The sequence below is a fragment of the Eggerthella hominis genome (genome assembly GCF_014287365.1).
Lineage (GTDB): Bacteria > Actinomycetota > Coriobacteriia > Coriobacteriales > Eggerthellaceae > Eggerthella > Eggerthella guodeyinii.
The window spans coordinates 307,504-325,692 of record NZ_JACOOA010000002.1; the positions used below are offsets into that span (position 1 = coordinate 307,504).

The 18,189-nt window shown below is 65.0% G+C and carries 17 protein-coding genes; 3 read left to right on the top strand and 14 right to left on the bottom strand.

Translation table 11 applies throughout. The features are described 5' to 3' along the window. Position 1: 1 nt before the first annotated feature. Positions 2-637 carry an NUDIX hydrolase gene (locus H8S61_RS06070; protein WP_186938333.1) on the top strand — a complete coding sequence of 212 codons (636 nt, stop codon included), beginning with the start codon at positions 2-4 and terminating at the stop codon, positions 635-637. A gap of 6 nt (positions 638-643) precedes the next feature. Here the strand turns inward: H8S61_RS06070 and H8S61_RS06075 are convergent, their stop codons facing one another. Continuing rightward, the gene (locus H8S61_RS06075; protein ID WP_186938334.1) at positions 644-2,095 is read right to left on the bottom strand and encodes a LuxR C-terminal-related transcriptional regulator; all 1,452 of its coding nucleotides are present in this window, start codon (positions 2,093-2,095) and stop codon (positions 644-646) included. Positions 2,096-2,308: 213 nt separating this feature from the next. Between H8S61_RS06075 and H8S61_RS06080 the strand changes: the two genes are divergently transcribed. Then, positions 2,309-3,982 (top strand): FAD-dependent oxidoreductase, encoded by a 1,674-nt coding sequence (locus H8S61_RS06080; protein ID WP_186938335.1) that lies wholly within the window; start codon positions 2,309-2,311, stop codon positions 3,980-3,982. 42 nt (positions 3,983-4,024) lie between these two features. Here the strand turns inward: H8S61_RS06080 and H8S61_RS06085 are convergent, their stop codons facing one another. The 6 genes from H8S61_RS06085 to H8S61_RS06110 form a co-directional block, all read right to left on the bottom strand. Then, positions 4,025-4,585 carry a cysteine hydrolase family protein gene (locus H8S61_RS06085; RefSeq protein ID WP_160941955.1) on the bottom strand — a complete coding sequence of 187 codons (561 nt, stop codon included), beginning with the start codon at positions 4,583-4,585 and terminating at the stop codon, positions 4,025-4,027. Beyond that, the gene (locus tag H8S61_RS06090) at positions 4,582-5,835 is read right to left on the bottom strand and encodes an HD-GYP domain-containing protein (protein ID WP_160941956.1); all 1,254 of its coding nucleotides are present in this window, start codon (positions 5,833-5,835) and stop codon (positions 4,582-4,584) included. The genes H8S61_RS06085 and H8S61_RS06090 overlap by 4 nt, the downstream gene beginning before the upstream one ends. A 110-nt stretch (positions 5,836-5,945) precedes the next feature. Continuing rightward, complete coding sequence (locus tag H8S61_RS06095) at positions 5,946-6,506, bottom strand: NAD(P)H-dependent oxidoreductase (RefSeq protein WP_154333466.1); 561 nt, start codon at positions 6,504-6,506, stop codon at positions 5,946-5,948. An 11-nt stretch (positions 6,507-6,517) separates the two neighbouring features. Continuing rightward, a complete protein-coding gene (locus tag H8S61_RS06100; RefSeq protein WP_186938336.1) occupies positions 6,518-7,600 on the bottom strand; it encodes a C40 family peptidase in 1,083 nt (360 codons plus the stop codon). 131 nt (positions 7,601-7,731) lie between these two features. Continuing rightward, positions 7,732-8,403 (bottom strand): TetR/AcrR family transcriptional regulator, encoded by a 672-nt coding sequence (locus H8S61_RS06105; RefSeq protein ID WP_160941959.1) that lies wholly within the window; start codon positions 8,401-8,403, stop codon positions 7,732-7,734. Positions 8,404-8,478: 75 nt separating this feature from the next. Continuing rightward, a complete protein-coding gene (locus H8S61_RS06110; RefSeq protein WP_160941960.1) occupies positions 8,479-9,441 on the bottom strand; it encodes a DUF5692 family protein in 963 nt (320 codons plus the stop codon). A 214-nt stretch (positions 9,442-9,655) separates the two neighbouring features. Between H8S61_RS06110 and H8S61_RS06115 the strand changes: the two genes are divergently transcribed. Beyond that, positions 9,656-10,624 (top strand): hypothetical protein, encoded by a 969-nt coding sequence (locus H8S61_RS06115; RefSeq protein WP_255466488.1) that lies wholly within the window; start codon positions 9,656-9,658, stop codon positions 10,622-10,624. A gap of 284 nt (positions 10,625-10,908) precedes the next feature. Here H8S61_RS06115 and H8S61_RS06120 read toward each other — a convergent pair whose 3' ends face one another. From H8S61_RS06120 to H8S61_RS06150, 7 genes are all read right to left on the bottom strand, one after another. Then, entirely contained in the window at positions 10,909-11,241 is a 333-nt protein-coding gene (locus tag H8S61_RS06120; protein WP_186938337.1) for a hypothetical protein, read from the bottom strand. Positions 11,242-11,318: 77 nt separating this feature from the next. Further along, positions 11,319-11,621: a YerC/YecD family TrpR-related protein gene (locus tag H8S61_RS06125; RefSeq protein WP_101721432.1), complete on the bottom strand. Its 303-nt coding sequence runs from the start codon at positions 11,619-11,621 to the stop codon at positions 11,319-11,321. A gap of 1 nt (position 11,622) precedes the next feature. Then, positions 11,623-13,206: a citramalate synthase gene (cimA, locus tag H8S61_RS06130; protein ID WP_186938338.1), complete on the bottom strand. Its 1,584-nt coding sequence runs from the start codon at positions 13,204-13,206 to the stop codon at positions 11,623-11,625. Between the two features lie 89 nt (positions 13,207-13,295). Further along, positions 13,296-14,219, bottom strand: a complete 924-nt coding sequence (locus H8S61_RS06135) for a branched-chain amino acid transaminase (RefSeq protein WP_186938339.1) — start codon at positions 14,217-14,219, stop codon at positions 13,296-13,298. 194 nt (positions 14,220-14,413) lie between these two features. Further along, on the bottom strand, positions 14,414-16,480 hold the full coding sequence (locus H8S61_RS06140) for a beta-propeller domain-containing protein (RefSeq protein WP_186938340.1): 2,067 nt from the start codon (positions 16,478-16,480) through the stop codon (positions 14,414-14,416). Further along, the gene (locus H8S61_RS06145) at positions 16,477-16,983 is read right to left on the bottom strand and encodes an RNA polymerase sigma factor (protein ID WP_186938341.1); all 507 of its coding nucleotides are present in this window, start codon (positions 16,981-16,983) and stop codon (positions 16,477-16,479) included. The genes H8S61_RS06140 and H8S61_RS06145 overlap by 4 nt, the downstream gene beginning before the upstream one ends. A 160-nt stretch (positions 16,984-17,143) precedes the next feature. Next, complete coding sequence (locus tag H8S61_RS06150) at positions 17,144-18,076, bottom strand: magnesium transporter CorA family protein (RefSeq protein WP_186938342.1); 933 nt, start codon at positions 18,074-18,076, stop codon at positions 17,144-17,146. Positions 18,077-18,189 lie beyond the last annotated feature (113 nt).

Here is an 18,189-nt window from a genome sequence, read left to right on the forward strand (position 1 = left end):
CATGCCCAACCCCCTGCCCACCTCCGCTTCTGCCATCCCCCAGCTCTCCGACATCCGCCAAGTATCCGACGGCTGGATCAAGAAGTACGTCCTCGTCTACGCCATGCCCGACGGCTCCACATACGAATACGAAAGCGCCTCGCGCAAGAGCCTCGACGCGTACCGCGCCGAGCTGGCAGGCAACGCAGCCGGCGAAGCATCGCCCGCCGACGCCGTGTGCATCGCGGGGCAAACCGCAACGGGCGAGCTGCTGCTCATCCGCGAGTTCCGCTACCCGCTGAACAGCTGGTGCATCGCGTTCCCAGCCGGCCTCAGGGAGCCGGGCGAAGACCTCGCAACCTGCGTGGACCGCGAGCTGCGCGAGGAGACGGGCTACGCCCTGCGCACCGACGCGGGCGATGCGGCGCTCATGCCGCTTCCGCAGGCGGGCTACTCGTCAACCGGCCTCACCGACGAGACGGTGCACGTCGTGTTCGCCCAGGTTGAAAAGGCAGCCGACGCGCAACCGGAGCCGGCCGAGTTCATCGAGCCGTTCCTGCTGCCCATCGCCGACGTCCCCCGCTTCCTCGCGGAGAACACCACCCCCATCGGCACCCGCGCCCAGCTCGTCCTCGAAGCCTTCGCCCGCCGCCACTAGCCGCCACTAGCCGGCGGTGATGCTCTCGGCCTCGTCGTCCAACCGAAGAAGCAGCTCCGCCTGGGAGTGCACGTCCAGCTTGCCGTAGAGGTTGCGCATGTGCGTCTTCACCGTGGACTGGCTCACCACCAGCTTCTCGGCGATGTACGGCGCACGGTAGTTCTGCGCCAGCAGCACGAGGATCTCGCGCTCGCGCGGCGTCAGGTCGAAGCGCGCGGCAACGGCGGCGCAGCGCTCTTCCAGCCCCGCGCGGGCCGCTTCGGCGGCGGCGACCTCGCCCGCCTCGCGCCTCGTCGCTTGCCGCTGCATGATCAAGAACGACAGCGCCCCGCCCGCCGCGAACGTCGCCAGCACGACCACCACCGTCAAGCTCGCGTACAGCCAAGCAGGCATGGACGCGTGCAGCCCCACGAACAGGGCCCGGATGGCTATCATGAACGCGAACGAGCACAACAGGGGCGTGGATGCATTCCCCCTGCGCACGCCTTCGGGAAAGAGAAACGGCGTCATCATGATGTAGAACAGCGTCACCTTGTACGTGGAATCCACGATGAGCATATGCAGGAACCACAGGTCTTCCGAAGCCTGCGACGTGTAGAACGACACGAACGTCACGGGAAGCACGAACAGCTCGTACACGAGGATGAAACTGCGATTCCACACGCGCTTGACGACGAGCAGCGCGATGAACCCCGCAGCGACGATGCCGCAGCCGATAGCCAGCTGGATCAGGGCCGCCATCGAAGCGTCCCCTTGCAGCCCCATCCACGACGACTGCGACGAGACCATGGGCCCGCGGCACACGAGGGGCAGCGCGATCAGGCTGACCGCGACGACGCGATCCTTCAGCGTCGAGCAGGCGAAGCGAGGAAGGGGGCGGTCGAGTTCGTCGCCCGCTCGACGCTCGCTTACCTGGAACCGGGGGTTGTACAGCACGAACAGCCCTCCGGCGACCACGGGCAACGCGCCCAGCAGCACGCGTGCCACCTCCCCCGAGAACAGCGCGAGCCCCATCGTCAGCAGGCCGGACAGCAAGCAGGCGACGGCGAACGCGCAGGCGGCGCGGCGCGCGCCCAGCGAGACGAGGCGCTCGCCCCACAGAACCAGCAGCAAACCCGTCCCCACCCGATACAGCATGAGCATCGCCAGGGCCAAACCGTCGTCGACCAGCGCGGCGTACAGAAGCAACCAGGTGGAGCCGATCGAGAGAAGAGCGACCAGAACCCGTATCGACCGGCGGTCGCTCACGCGCAACGCGGGACGCGCCCGATACAAGACGACGATCGCCAGCATCACCGCCGCCTCGACGACGTAGGGAACCGGTGCGAACATGGAAAAGCTCACGAACCGGGCGACGGGCATGCGCTGGATCTCAAGCGCCATGAGCGCGCACGCCAAGCCGACAACCGCGAACCCAACGCCGGGCGTTCGCGCGAAGAACAAACGAACCGAACCCATGAAACCCCTCCTCCCAAGATACGGTTATATCAGAAAACCAGGATGAGATGCTCCCCCGCCTGCAACTTCATACCGTTTGTGGTAGGAAATCACCACCCGTTCTCGCGTACCTTCGTACCAGCTTGGATGCCGGCCGCAAACCGCCCTCCCTCCCATGCGGCACGAGGCCTGCATCCAGGCACGCATGATGCAACAAGGAAAGGAGAGGGTGGTATGGAACTGAACCGTCGAGATTTTCTGAAGGGGGCCCTGGCAACCGGCATCGTCGCCACGGGCGCAGGGCTCGCAGGCTGCGCGCCAGCCGCATCCGACGCGAAGGCCGACGAGGCCGCTTCGAGCTATCCCGAAGGGCTTCAGGCGAGCGACTTCGAGGAATCGCCCGTCATCGTCGAGCCCATCACCGACATCGCCGAGGAGAAGACGTACGACGTCGTGGTCGTCGGCGCCGGCACGGGCGGCGTCCCCGCCGCGCTGAGCGCGCTTGAGGAAGGCGCGACCGTCGCCGTGCTGCAGAAGGAATCGAAGCCCATCGCCCAAGGCGGCACCTGCTCGGGCGTGCTGCTCGACCAGAGCGACGAGCAGGGCGTGATGAACTACCTTCAAGGCTACCTCGAGGATTGCCGCTGGCGCGCCGACCGCAAGCTGGCCGAAACGTACTGCAGGTACTCGGGCGAAGCCATCCGCTGGACGCAGGTGCGCACGGCCGAAGCGGGCTTCCCGCCCTACACAGTGCGCCCCACAGCCGTGACCGAATACGAGGACGGCTCGAAGTGCGCCCGCCGCAGCATCATGTTCGGGCCGAAGCCGTACAACAACGGCACGATGGTGGAGCATTTGGCCGAGCTGGCCGCAAGCAAGGGCGTGGAGTTCTTCTACTCGACGCCGGGCGTGCAGCTGGTCACCGACGACTCCGGAACCGTCACCGGCGTAATCGGCAAAAGCGGTAGCTCCTATATCAAGTTCAACGCGACGAAGGGCGTCATCCTCTCCACCGGCGACTACCAGAACAACCAGAGCCTCGTGGAGCGCTACTGCCCCGACGTGAAGGAGTTCGACCGCAAGCAGAGCAACAAGACCGGCGACGGCATCCTCATGTCCATGGCCGTAGGCGCCGGGTTCGTGCCCGTGGGCCACTCCCACATGATGCACGACTTCGACTCCGGCCCCATGTTCGACGAGCCGTTCCTGTTCGTGAACGAGGACGGCGAGCGCTTCATGAACGAGGACTGCGTGTTCGAGGAAGTGAACTGCGTGCTGCGCAACCAGCCGAAACCGGGTTGGTACTCCCAGATCTTCGACGACGACTACGTGGAGCAGGTCACGGAATGGGGCGGCAAGCCCACCGACAAGGAAAAGATCCAGGCGTACATGCCCGACGTCGAGATGGATCGCTCGGCCGAAAGCGGCGCGAACGTCATCGAGAGCCTCATCGGCACGTACTGCTGCGACACCTTGGACGAGCTTGCGGCGAAGCTGGAAATCCCCGCCGATGCGCTCAAGAAGTCCGTCGCGCGCTACAACGAACTGGTCGACGCCGGGTTCGACGAGGACTTCGGCAAGCAGGCGAAGTACCTCAAGAAGATCGAGAAGGCGCCGTTCTGGGGCATCCACAAGCACGTGCGCGTGTCCGCGCTGTGCGCGGGCGTCACCGTGAACGAGAACTATCAGGCGCTCCGCACCGACGGGGAGGTCATCCCGAACCTCTGGGTAACCGGATTCAGCGCCGGCCAGCTGTGCGGCAGCCCCGACTGGTCGATGTACCAGGGCGGCATGTCGGCCGGGCACTGCATCATGACGGGCCGCATCTGCGGCATCCAGGCAGCCACCGGCGGCAAGCTGGAATCCAAAACCCCCATCACGGAAGCCGACGTGGAAGCGCTGGCGTAACCGGCATCGGATTGCCGCGGCGGCCCCTGCGCCGCCGCGGTTCTAGCCTCGGTTGATCACCTCGACCTGCAAACCCTCCAGCACGTCGAGGGCCTTCTCGTTGAGATCCGGGTCGAACGACGCGGTGCAGGCGGCGTCCACGATGATGGGCACCTCGGGGCAGGCCGCCTGCGCCAGCACGGCGTTCGAGATCACGCAGATGTTGGACACGAGGCCCACCAGCTCGATGCTCTCGAACGGCGGCTTGCCCAGCTCGGCCGCGGCAAGCTGGGCCACGCGCAGCCACTCGAACAGTTCGGCCGAACCGAACGTCGGCTTGCTGAACACCTCGTCCATCGGACGCACGAGCGACGCGATCTCGCCGTACAGCGCATGCCCGGGCGTGCCCTCGATGCAGTGCTCCACCGGCAGGTTGCGGCCCTCGCGCGTTTCCAGGTAGTCGCGGCGGTGCGTGTCGAGCGTCCACACGATCTCGTCGACGCGCTCGCGGTACGCCTCGATCTTCGCGGCGATGGGCCCCGCCAGCTTCTCGGCCCCCGGAAAGCCCAGCGCCCCGTCCACGAAATCGTTCTGATAGTCCACGACGATCAACAGGCGTTTCATGCGTTCCTCTCCTCGTTCTCGGCTTGTACTCTCTTCAGCTCGCTCAGCAGCCACTGGTACTGGTCCTGCACGCGCTCGTACGCCGCCGCCACCGGCAGGCACGCGGCGGCGACCGAGGCCATGATCGCATCGTAATCGCGCGTCATCGCCTCCACCACCGCGGCGTCGATCTTGCCGGCGGCAACCTGGTCGGCCAGCAGCGCGAGCACCTTCTCCTTGGGATACGCCTGCTTGTAGCTGCGCGTTCCCACGAGCGCGCTCACGATGTCGGCCACCGCGATGATGCGGTCGGGCAGCGTCAGCTCGTCGGCGTGCAGGCCGCGCGGGTACCCCGACCCGTCGAGCTTCTCGTGATGGCGCACGGCCGGCAGGATCATCTCGGGTTCGACGCAGTCTTCGAGGATGCGCTCGGTCAACGCCACATGCGTGCGCATGACGGCCATCTCGTCGTCGTCGAGGCGCCCCGGCTTCTCCAGGATGGACAGCGGGATGCCGATCTTGCCCACGTCGTGCACGAGCGCGCTCGCGTACACGTGCGCGGCGGACGGCTGATCGCCCAGCAGGCGCAGCGCCAGCTCGTAGGCCACCCACGCCGTGGTCACCGTGTGGGTGACGGTGTGGCGGCTGCGGAAGTCGATGACGTGCACGAGCATGTCGAGGTACGACGTGGCCGAGCCCGTGCCGGACGGATCGGCCACGATATGCGAGCGATCGGGCGCTTCCACCCCGTCGCGCAGCACCGAGATCATGTCGAAGCGCCGCTGCGCCTCGGAGAACAGCGCCAGCGCCTCGGGCGAGAACAGCCCCGGCCGCGACGCCGCCAGCAGACGCTCCACCTCGGCCGCGTCGGCCTGCGGGTGCTCGAGCAGCAGGATGTCCACGCGATCGGCCACGTGCAAGGCGGTGGCCAGGAACTTCACGTACGGGTTCTGGTCGGTGAACTGGTCGTAGGGCATGTGGTGGTACAGGATCACCTCGGCGTAATCGCCGAGCGGCGACAGCTCCTTGAAGAACAGGTAGCCGTAGAACGAGTGCTCCCACACGCTCTCGGTCTCGAACGCCACCATGCGGTCGATTTCCTCCGTGCGGTACGCCCCCACGTCGTGCAGCAACGCGATGAAGTACGCCGCGCGCCGTTGCGTCGCGTCGATCATGCCGTTCGCTTCCAGCATGGCGTCGAGCAGCGACGCGACCCGCAGCCCGTGATCGACGAGCCGCGGGTCCACGCAGTTGAGCGCACGCTGCACCATGACGGACACCGCGACGATGGAAAGATCGTCGTCGAAGCCCTCAGGGTGCGAGAATCGAGGCTGACGCGAAATCGTCAGTCCCCCTTCGTGCGTCCCTGCGGAGAAACCGCTCAATCGAGCTTCGCCATCTGGGCGCGCGCCTTGTCCAGCTGCTCCTGCACGTCGATGCCCACGACGTCGAGCCCCTCGGCCGCCACGAAGCGTATCTCGGGAATGCCGAACATCTTGGCGATGCCGCTGACGTACTCGAAGCCGAAGTTCGCCCCTTCCACGAAGCCGCCACACGTGGTGATGTACGTGATGCGCTTGGCTTTGCAGATGCCTTCGCAACGCGCGTCTTCGGTGTAGTGGAACGTCAACTCGCACACGCTGACGTGCTCGAGGTAGGTCTTGAACGCGGCCGGGAACGAGAGGTCCCAGTACGGCACGCCGATGACGATGTCGTCCGCCTCGGCGAACTGGCGCGACAGGCTGAAGATGGGATCGTCCCACTCCCCCGCCTTCTGCTTCTCCGTGCGGTACGCCACGCGCTCGGCGTCGAACGGCTTGAGGTCGAGCGCCGCGACGTCCACTTCCACCACGTCGTCGAAGCGTTCCAGGTATTCGCGGCACAGCGCAAGCGTGCGCGACGTCTCGCCGCGCATGCACGCGTTGACAAACAGCGTGGTCATTCGTTCTCCTTCTATGCGAATCGAAGCGCGTGGGTGAACCCGGCCCAGCTGAGCGGGTCGGTGTCGCGCACACGCGCGCCAAAGGTGGGGGCATGGACGTAGTGCGAGCCGCCCGCGCTGCAAGCGATGCCCGCGTGTCCGTTGTAGCCGTCGCCGTAGCTGATCCACAGCACGTCGCCCGGCTGCGCCTCGGAAACCGGCAAGCGCGCGGCCGCGGCGTAGTACATGGATTCGGTCTGGTGCGGCACCGAGATGCCCACCTGCGCGTACGCCCACGTCACGAGGCCCGAGCAGTCGAACTCGTCCGGTCCGGCCGCGCCCCACACGTAGGGACAGCCGATGCGCGACAGCGCGTAGTCCACCACCGAGCCCTGCGAGGGGATGGAGGCGGTGTTCGTGCTGTACGCGTATGTGCGCGTGACCTGGGCCGCAACGGCAGCAGCTTCGGCGGCGCGCGCCGCTTCCTGCTCCTGCACCAACAGCGCCTGCGCCTCGGCGTCCAGCTGCTGCAGCGTGGTTTCCAGCTCGGTGATGGTCAGCTCGGCATCGGCCTTGATGCGCGCCGCTTCCTCGGTCTTCTCGGCGGCGATGCGCTCCTGCTCTTCCAGCTCGAGCTTCGCCGCTTCAACCTCGGCGCGCAGGTCTTTCGTCTGCTGCACCATCGCGGCGTCGTTGTCGTTGATGTCGTTCAGCAAGTCCCAGCTCGTGGCGAACTCTTCGAACGTGGTGGCGCCCAGGATGATGTCGAGCGCCGTGGACTGGCCGTTGCGGTACATGCTGCGCGCCCGCTTGCTCAGCTTGTCCTGCAAATCGGCGATCTGGGCGTTCGCCTCGTCGATGCGCGCCTGAGCATCGGCCACGGCCTGCACGGCCGCCTCGTGCTCGTCGAGCGCTTTGTAGTAGTTCTCGCCGGCGATGGTCAGCTGCTCCTGCATCTCGTTGATGCGGGCACGGACGGAATCGGCCTCGGCGAACTTGTCGGCGGACGTGGGATCGGCAAACGCGAACGTCGGCCGCAGCAGCGTGGCCGCGCCCAGGGCGGCTGCGCCGAATAAGAACGTGCGGCGATCGATGCCGCGCGCAAAGTCAGTCATGTAAACCTCCTCGAATTCGTTGCGTATGCCTCCACGTTGAGTTGCACTCTCTTATTTTGGACGATTCGGCACCGCAACGAGCAACGAATTCGTGACAACTATAACACGCCGGCTTGACGGTTTCACAATCTTCACGTCCTGCACGTAGGCGCAGATGACGTATCGAATTCCAGGGGTTCCATATCGAGATGCAGCGCTTGTTCGACCACTTTCATCAGCGCCTCATCGCTGATATCGGGGTTGATTTTCACCAAACCTACCAACCCGAAGATCACCACGCAGAACATCTCGTACACGAACTCGATCTCCACATGATGGTAGGCGGCGTACTCGACCACCACCCGATCGTTGAGGCAATCCACCGTCTCGCGCACCGCGCGCACGTCGAAGGAGTCGCGCATGCCCAGCTCTTCGAGCACGCGGATCATGGGCCGCAGACCGTTCGCGTCGTACAACGCGCGGCGGAACGCGGCGATGCAGGCCTTCAACGAGCCGGCCGTATCGCCGAACACGCGCGACTCGTTCCACACGAGGACGCTCTCCACGAGGTCTTCCACGTAGTCGTCGATGACCGCGTCGATGACGGCCTGCTTGTTCTCGAAGTAGTAGTACACCAGCTCGCGCGTGACGTTCGCCTCGGCGGCGATGTCCTTCACCGTGGTCTTCCCCACGCCGCGCTCCTCGAACAGCACGCGAGCCGCCAGCATGATGTCGCCGGCCGGGCCGTTCAGCCGCCGGCTTTCGGGCGCACCGCTTTGCCGCCCAGCCGGGCGCCCCGTGGTGCTCTCTCTGTCGAACCGCATCGCGCCCTCCTGCGTTCAGGCGCGCATGGACGCCGCGCGCAACGCTTACGCTTGGCGTCCATTATACGGTGTTTGTCAGCGATTCGCCTCTTCAAGCTCCTGGTACGACTTCGTGTCGGCGTACAGCTGATCCTTGAGCGGGTTCAGCTTGAGGCGGCGGATCTTGCGGAACTGGTACACCGCCAGCGCCGCGTTCGACGCGAGCGCCAGCAGGCTGACCACGAAGAACGCCGTGGGATTGTGCGTGGTGGGGATGGGTGCCAGCACGTCGGCGAACTGCGGGATGGTCATCACGAACATGATCCACAGCGCGAGCGTCTGCGCGCGATGCTGCAGCCACGCCCCCTTCTTGATGAAGAACGTGGGGATGGTGCAGGCCAGCAGCAGCGCCAGGCCGGCGTAGGCCGAGTGGTCGGAGATACAGTTGTAGGTGTAGGCGAAGTTCCACAGGTCGTACGCGATGATCCACGCCCAGATCATGTCGGGCCAGATCATGTCCTTCGACGGATCCTTCGAGATGAAGATGCCGAACCAGCCGCAGATGGTGACGATGTTGAGGATGCCGGCGATGCCGTTCATGATGTTCCACGGCCCCGAGATGGTCCACAGGTTCTCGACGATACCGCCCTGCCACAACCCGAAGCTGAACACCTGGAAGTCGCGGATGACGGCCTCGGCGATGTTCACCGCCAGGATGAGCGGCGGGAAGCACAGCGCCCAGCGCTTCTCGTACAGGTAGTGCGTCTTCCCGTCCGCGCCGCGCCACTTCACGAACCGCAGCGCCATGAAGCCCAAACAGCCCGCCAGCGCCGAGTACGTCTTCACCCAGTTGAACCACGTGCCCGTGCCGTACTCGTTGCCCGGCGCCGCCGTGGTGGGCCACACGAAGACGGTCAGCACGATGGGCACGACGGCGAACAGCGTGATGCCCGCCCACAGCGACGTGCGCCCCAGCTCGTTGAACGCCATGAGCGCGAACAGGATGAACAGCCAGATGACCCAGTACAGCGGATCGGCCGCTTGATAGAGAATGCCCATGATGAAACCCCTTCCGACCCCTTTGCTCCGAGGTTCGCGCACCGTGCCCTCCCGTTTCGGGAGGCCTCGACCAGACGCGAGCCCCGCCTTGGGGCGAGTATACGAAGAGCGGCCCGAGAAGTCTTTCACATCGAGGGCGTGTTTGTGAAAGAAGCGGCTGCGCCGACGATGCTAGACTGACGGCAACAGCGTCACCTGGGGAAAGGGGTTTATCATGACCGTGCCCGTTTGGATCACGCCCATCTCGATGGTCGTGTACACCGTGTTGCTCATGCTGCTCACCGAGTTCATGCGACGGCACTATCGCGCGTCGATGTGGGTGTGGGTGGTGTCGCTCGTGACGGTGCCGCTGTGGATCATCAACATCCCCGGCGACGACTGGTTCCGGTGGGCGAAGAACCTCTCCGTCATCCTGCCGCTCATCTTCGCCGGGCTCGGCCGCATCGCCGCCGTGCAGCAGAAGGACACGCCGTTTTGGCGGCTCATGCGCAAGCGCTGGGTGCGCTGGGTGCTGTACGGCATCGTGTTCTGCAACATTGCCGAGGCCACGCTGCGCGACGTGCAGATGGGCAACATGATGAACGCGCTGGCCGGCTTCATCCTGTGCATCACCATGCCGTTCGGCGACAAGTACTGGAAGTACGACACGTCCAGCCACGGCGAGATCCTGTCCTACACCGTGCCCATGTGGAACTTCCTGTACACCACCTGGAACGCCTGCTTCGTGTACGCCGAGGGGCACGAGTTCTTCGCGTCCACCTGCTGCATCCTGGCGGCGGCCGAGCTGTACCCCATCATCATGCGCCGCCCCGAGCTGTACATCACGGGGCGTATCTACACGCTGGGCGCGCACCTGCTGCTGCGCAGCTGCTTCCCGCTGCTGTTCCCCACCATCATGAACAGCGCCGCGTGGTTCAGCCCCGACGTGATGTACTGGTGGGGCATGGCGAACGGCATCATCGGCATCCCGTTCGTGTTCTGGTACTGCTACCAGCTGAGCTCGGGGAAGGCGCCGATCGTGTTCCGGCACGGGAAAGCGCGGCTTGCCTACATCGAGGGCCGCGCGAACGGCACGATCGACGAGTACGGCGACCCCGTGGCGCTGCCGGCCGGGAATGCGGGTGCGGTCGCGCCGCAGGGACGCACGCCGGAGGACGAGGAAGCCGTGGGAGCGGCCGGCTAAGGCGGCGGATTGGCGCGAGCAAGATTGTCATGGGCGCAAAACCGCACCCATGACAATCCTCAAGGCCATAACGAGCTCCGAACGAACCCCAGGTGGTATGAAAAATTCCGTCACCTGGGGTTTCTCTTGCTTCCCGAACGACAAAGCCGGTATTGTGCGCCTCGAGATCGCCATGGCTGCCATTTCGCGCCCAACCCGAAAGAAATCCGGAGCCCCGAAATCGGGAGATCGGGAGAGCCCATTCGCATTGTGGAGCCAAGGAAAGACGGCGCGGCGGGCAAAGATTACGAGGACTCCGAGATGATGAACTCGCCGATCACCCGGCCGGTCTCGTCGTATACGGGGAGCCTTCGCTCTCTTTCGGTAGGCTTGCGCTTGAGCGGCTCGGACCGTGTGGCGAAATCGTATTTCTCGACTTCCACGTACCCCTTTTTCCCATTGGACATGACAACCCCCATAAAGGCGTCGTTCTCAGCTATATCGCCGCCGTTGTAGCTGGCGTACGGACTGCCCGCCGCACCTGCAAACGCAGCGATGGCGCCTGTCGCGACAAGCATCGCGATCGTGATCGCGACGGATTTTGCCCAACTGGTTTTGAATGCGGATCGTGCCTCCATCGCAACCACCTCCAGAATGCTGGATCTTTTCGTCTTCGCGTCTGCGAGAAGAACGCGCCGGGCTGCATGCGGACGAGCTACCGGCGCTTCTTCTCGGCGTCGTCCAAAGCGTTCAAGGCGGCGTTGTAGCCGCCGGCTCCGTAGGAGAGGCACTTCGACACGCGGGCGATGGTGGTGGCCGACGCGCCGGTTGCTTCCTCGATGGCGGCGTAGGACTTGCCGGCGTCCAGCTGGCGCGCCACGGCCAAGCGCTGGGACGTCTCTTTGATCTCGCGGATGGTGAACAGGTCCTCCAACAGGGAGAAGATCACGTCTTCGTCATCGAGTGCCGCGAATACGCGCAGGAGGTCTTCGACTTCGGGCGTTCTGAGATCGCTCATGTTACTCCCCAATCCTCATCAGGCCGTATTCGATGGAATCCACGAGGGCGTTCCACGATGCCTCGATGATGTTCTCCGACACGCCCACCGTGCCCCAGCTGCCGTGCTTGTCGCGCGTGGTGATGACGACGCGCGTGATGGCGTCGGTGCCCACGTTCTCGTCGAGGATGCGCACCTTGTAGTCGACCAGCTCGATGTCGGCCACCTCCGGGTAGAAGGCCACGATGGCCATGCGCAGCGCGTTGTCGAGCGCGCCGACGGGGCCTGCGCCCTCGCCCGTGGCCACGAAGCGCTGGTCGCCCACGTGGATCTTGATGGTTGCCTCCGACATGGCGTCCTTCGCCAGCGCGCCAGTGTCCTCGTGGTCGTCCACGATGACGCGGAAGCTTTCCAGCGTGAAGTGCGGCCGGTACGCGCCGAGATGCCACTGCAGCAGCAGCGCGAGCGAGCCGTCGGCCACCTCGTAGGAATAGCCCACCGCTTCGCGCCGCTTGATGTCGTCGAGGATCTCCTGCGTCTTGTCGGCGTGTTGCGCCAGGTCGATGCCGAGATTCTTCGCCTTCGCGATGAGCGACGCCTTTCCGGCCAGCTCGCTGACCAGCATGCGCTGCGTGTTGCCCACCGCCTCGGGACGCGTGTGCTCGTAGGCCTCGGGGAAGCGCGCGATGGCGCTGGCGTGGAGGCCGCCCTTGTGGGCGAACGCCGAAGCGCCCGTGTAAGGATGGTGGTTCGGCACCGAGAGGTTGCACGTCTCGGCCACGAACTGCGCCACGCTGGTCAGGTCGCGCAGCCGCTCCTCGCCCACGCAGGTGCAGCCCATCTTGAGCTCGAGGTCGGCAATGACGGTGAGCAGGTCGGTGTTGCCCACGCGCTCGCCGAAGCCGTTGACCGTGCCCTGCACCTGCACGGCGCCGGCGCGCACGGCGGCCAGCGAGTTGGCCACGGCGCACCCCGAGTCGTTGTGGCAGTGGATGCCCAGCTGCTGCTCGGGAAGCGCCTGCGCGACCGCAGCCACGATGGCCTCCACCTCGTGCGGCAGCGCGCCGCCGTTCGTCTCGCACAGGTCGATGGAGTCGGCACCCGCCTCGCTGGCCGCGCGCACGCAGGCCATCGCGTAGTCGGCGTTCGCCTTGTAGCCGTCGAAGAAGTGCTCGGCGTCGAACACCACCATGAGACCCTGCGCCTTGAGGTGCGCCACGGAGTCGCGGATCATGCGCAGGTTCTCGTCGAGCGTGGTCAACAGCGCGCGGGTGACCTGCTCGTCCCATGTCTTGCCCACGATGGTGACCACGGGGGCGCCGCTGGCGACAAGGTCGGCCAAGCCGCGGTCGTCCTCGGCCGCCACGTCCTTCTTGCAGGTGGAGCCGAACGCCGCGATGCGCGCGTGCTTGAGCGGCAAGTCCTGCACGCGCTGGAAGAACGCGATGTCCTTCGGGTTCGACGCCGGGAACCCGCCTTCGATGAAATCGACGCCGAACGCGTCCAGACGCTCGACGATGCGCAGCTTGTCCTCAAGCGACAACGTGATGCCTTCGCACTGCTCTCCGTCCCGCAGCGTGCTGTCATACGTGAGGATTCGATTCACCTGAGGCGCTCCTTCGCTCAAAAAACGAAGCCCGCCGATGGCCGCACAGAGCGGGCAACGGGGGCTTCGCACCATAACCGACTATCGACCTAGATTTCCGTCAACCACTCGCCGTACTCTTCGATGTTGCCGTACACCACGGCGAAGAAGCGGTCCTGCAGCAGGCGGGTGATCTCGCCCGGCTTGCCCACCACGCGGCCGTCGACGCTGCCGATGGGCGTGAGCTCGGCGGCGGAGCCGGTCATGAACACCTCGTCGGCCACGTAGAGATCGCTGCGCGTGAGGCTTTCCTCAATCGCGGGAATCTCCAGATCGTCGGCGAGGCACAGCACCGTGTCGCGCGTGATGCCCTCGAGCAGGCCGTCGGACAGCGGCGGCGTGGACAGGATGCCGTCGCGCACCACGAACAGGTTCTCGCCGGTGCCCTCGCACACGAGGCCGGCCTCGTTCAGCATGATGGCCTCGACGTACCCGTGCTGCTTGGCCTCGAGCTTCGCCAGGATGGAGTTCATGTAGGACGCGGTGGCCTTCACCGCAGGAGGGATGGAGTTGTTCGTGCGCTGGCGCCACGAGGACACGCCCACGGCCACGCCGCTCTCGAGCGCGTCGGCGCCCAGGTAGGTGTCCCACGGCCACGCGGCGATGGCCACGTCGGTGGATGCGCCGGTGGGATCCACGCCCATCACGCCGTACCCGCGGTACACGATGGGCCGGATGTAGCAGGACGGCAGGTTGTTCTTGCGGATGACCTCGAGCGTTGCCTCGCACAGCTCGTCCACCGTGTACGGCAGGTCGATCAGCGCGATCTTGCAGCTGCGATGCAGGCGTTCCATGTGGTCGCGCAGGCGGAAGACGTAGCTCTTCTTCGTCTCGGGGTTCTGGTAGCAGCGGATGCCCTCGAACACGCCGGAGCCGTAATGCAGCGAGTGGGACAAGACATGCGTGGTCGCCTCAGCCCAGGGGAGCATCTCCCCGTTCTTCCAGATGTAATCCACTTCAGTGATGTCTGCCATGTTCGCATCCCTTCTCGCATGGGCCTCGGTCCCCAGCCTGACGTGCGGGTTCGTTCCTGATTCGTCCGCCCATTGTACTCCAATCGGCTAAAGTGCGCGCAGGTTTCCGGCGAAGGGTCACCGATTTGACGAAAGGGACAAAAAAGACGCGCCGAAGGACGGGGGGAGGGAACGCCGCCTCGTCGATGCCAAGGCTATAGCAGCAGGTCGTCCACCTTCTCGTAGGAGCCGATGCGATAGCTCTCCACAGCGTTGCCCTTCACCACGTACAGCGTATCGTCGATGTACACCCCGCGCGTGCCCGTCCAGCCGCCGCCGTTCACGTCCTCGGCCATAAGCTGCTCGAAGCCCTCCCCATCGACGTAGTCGAACACGTAGTACGTCTCGCGGCCGGCGTAGCCCGAGAAGCCAATCATGTTGCGATCTGCGCTGATAAGCACCGCGCGGTAGTCGTGGAACACGTCGGATCCGTACGCGTCTTCGATGAGGAAGGTGTCGGCCTCTTTCACGTCCGTCGGGTCGGACACGTCGAACATGGTCACCTTCATGCCGTTGGTGACACCGCTCTTCTCGTCCACGTCCATGCCGATGCCCAGCAGCTTGCCCTCGCCGTAAGGATGCAGGTACTCCGAGAAACCAGGAATCTTCAGGCTGCCGATTATCTGGGGGTTAGTCGGGTCGCTGAAGTCCACCGTGAACAGCGGATCGGTTTCGCGGAAGGTGACGAAGTACGCGGTATCGCCGAAGAATCGCGCCGAGTACACCCGCTCGTCTTCGGCCAGGCCCGTGATGGAACCCACCTCCTCGAGATTCCCGTCCAGCACGTGCACCTCGTTGGTGGAGGTCATCTGCGAGGTTTCCGCATCCCACGTGCTCACCGTGGTCACGAGGCGCACCATGCCCTCGTGCTCGTCGATGCTGAAACTGTCGTTGAGGGTTCCACTCACCTTCGTCTGCGCCACGCCTTCCAGCTGACCGTCATGGTAGGCGATCTTGCGAATCGTGATACGGCCCGGATCGGCCTCTCCCTCGGAGCGGGCGAGCGCGATGGGCCATCTGTTCTCGTACACGTAGATGTTCTCCGCGCTCACGTAGAGGGAATTGGAATCCGTGAGCACGGCCTTCTGGTCGACCGTCTGGGTGGGGTCGTCGACGGCTATCGAGGTGACGACTAGGTACTGGTTCGCCCCGACCGAGGGCGGAAGGTAGATGTCCTGGCTCGCGATATTCTGGCCGGCCACGCGGGGAACGTAGAACTCGGGATCGTCCGGGATCGTGGCACAGGACACGTTGTAGGTGCTGAACAGGTACAGGTAGCCGTCCACGAGCCGCGACGACTGGTACCTGCCGCTTTGCGAGACCGAACCGAGGAGCACCGGGTCGCCCGGATTCGACACGTCGTAGGTTTCGAGACGCACTTCGGAGAAGTCGAAGATTTCGCCGCCCTGATCGTCTTCCCTCGTCATCGACACGTTGGTCAGCACGTACGCCTTGCCGTCGCGCACGTAGAACTCCGATATCTGGCCTTGGTCGCTCGGGACGATGCTTCCCACCTTGCGCATGGCATCGTCCGTCGCGTCCACCACCGCGATCTCGGCAGCGCTTTCCTGCAAGATGAAGAGGTGCTCGCCATCCGTCTTGACGATGTCGGCCTCGTCCACGCCTTCGGTGCGCACGTTGGTATCGGAATAACCTGCGCCCGATGCGGCGCTTGCAGCCGAGTCGCTTTTCGCAGACAGCGCGCCCGAAGCGGCCGAGTCGGCGGACGACGCCGCTTCGGGAGAGGAGGCGTCGTTCAACGCGAGGATGCCGCCGGTGGCGGAGCCGTACAGGCTCTCCTGCTCGGTCCGATACTTCTCGAGGCACTCCTTCACCTGATCGTAGCTTTCCGCTGCGGCTATGCTGCCGTCAACCGGCGCGTCGGACTCGGCGGGCGAGGAGTCCGACGGAGCGCCCTTGTCCGACAACGCCGAGAAGGATGCGTCGTTTTCCGCACCGCTCGGCGCGGCCAAGAACGCGCGACCGGCGGCCAACCCCACGCCGGCAACCAGCACGAGACAGGCCGCGATGCCCCAGGGAACAGCCCGCCTGCGCCAGCCCGACGGCGCGCGGCGCGCAGGCGCAGCCGACGCGCCTTCCTGCGCTTGCGCGCGCTCCAACAGCGCCTCAACCGCTTCCGGCCGAAGAGACTCGGGCACGACGACGTCTCGCGTCGCCTCGTCGATCGCCTTCATCACGTCCTGCTCGTCCCGCGTCGTCATCGCGCCACATCCTTCAACTCGGCGGCCATCTTCTCCAGCGCCCTCTTGCGTTTCGAGCGTACCGTGTTGGCGTTCAGCTTGAGCGCGCTGCCTATTTCCGCGCTCGTATAGCCGCCGAACACCGAGAGCGACACGATGAGCCGTTCCTCCTCGCTCACTGCGGAGAACGCCAAGCGCACGTCCTCTCGGAGGTCGCCAGCCGAGCCCGGGATTGCGGCGCCATCCAAAGCCACCAGCGCTTCACGTCCGCGCGAAGGGTCGGCCAACGGCTCCTCGCGACGAGCGCCCTTCAGCTTCCTGCGACATACGTTTGCCAGAATAGCGAACATCCACGACTTGAACGCCTCGTCGCTCCTCAATTGATGACGCTGCCGGAACCCGGTCAAAACCGCCTCGCTGACTGCGTCTTCGGCGTCATGGGACCGCCCCATCATGCAGAGCGCGAACCGATACAGATCGAGGTACACCGCACCGTAGTGTCGTGCGAACACGCGCGCATCCATTGCCGACCGTACCCCTCTCCAAGACGTCTTTCTTATAAGAGTATGCGCAACGCCCGAATGTTGCATCGAATTTCTAAAACCGTGAAAAAAGACGAGCAGCCGAGCAGGGTCGCTCGCTCGGACCCCTCGCCCACGCGCAATACTCCCAGCGCCCCGCCGCTCAGAACCACCTGAGCCTTTTGAGGACGAGGAGCAGCGCGACCGACGCGAGGACGGTGCAGCAGGTGACGATGCCGAAGCCCCAGGGAATCTCGGACAGGGGGATGCCCAGCAGGTTCATGCCGAAGAACCCCGCCACCGCGGTGGGGACGCACAGGACGAGCGACACGGTGGCCACCACCTGCATGGTGCGGTTCAGGTCGTGGTTCATGAGCAGGCTGAAGTGCTCGATGGTGGAGTCGAGGATCTCGGAGTAGATGCGCGTCGTCTCGAGGGCCTGGCGGTTCTCGATCATCACGTCGTCGAAGCGGTCGCGCTCCTCGGAGGAGACGAAGGGCATGCGGCGCAGGTGCTTCTCGAATATGGCATCGTTCGTGGCCAGCGACGTCTTGAAATAGACGAGGGACGAGTCGAGGTTGTAGAGGTCTTCGAGCTCCTTGCGCGACGGGTGCTTGACCGCGGCCATGAGGTCGACACGACGGCGGTTGATCAGGCGCAGCGCTGCGAAATACGCCGCCGACGAGGCCGTGAGGATGTCGTCGGCGAACGCCCGCACGTCGGTCGGACTCGACAGGTCCTTCGAGGCCATGAGCTGCTGGATGAGCGGGATCTTGTACACTGTGCACACGGTTATCACGTTGCTCGGGGTTTCGAACAGGGCGAACGGGATGGTTTTGTAGCTGCGCTCGTTCGACGACCGATCGCGCACGGGCGTGTCGAGGATGAACATGGTGTAGTCGCCGTTGCGCTCGATGCGCGACACCTCCTCGAGGTCGAGCGCGGCGCGCGCGTCCTCCTCCTCGATGCCGAAGCGATCGCCGAGCCACGCCAGCTCGTCGGCCGTGGGCTCGAACAGCGCGATCCAGCATCCGGGCGCTTCCTCGTCGATCTTCTGGAGAGCATGCTGCTCGCTCGTGCGGAAATACTCGATCATACGATGCCGCCCATGGAAACGCTCCTTTGCGAGACGCGCGGAAACCGGAACCTGCAAGGCCGTCGCGCCGCAGCGCCCGCCCCGCAGGTTCCGATTATAGTGCATGCGCCGCC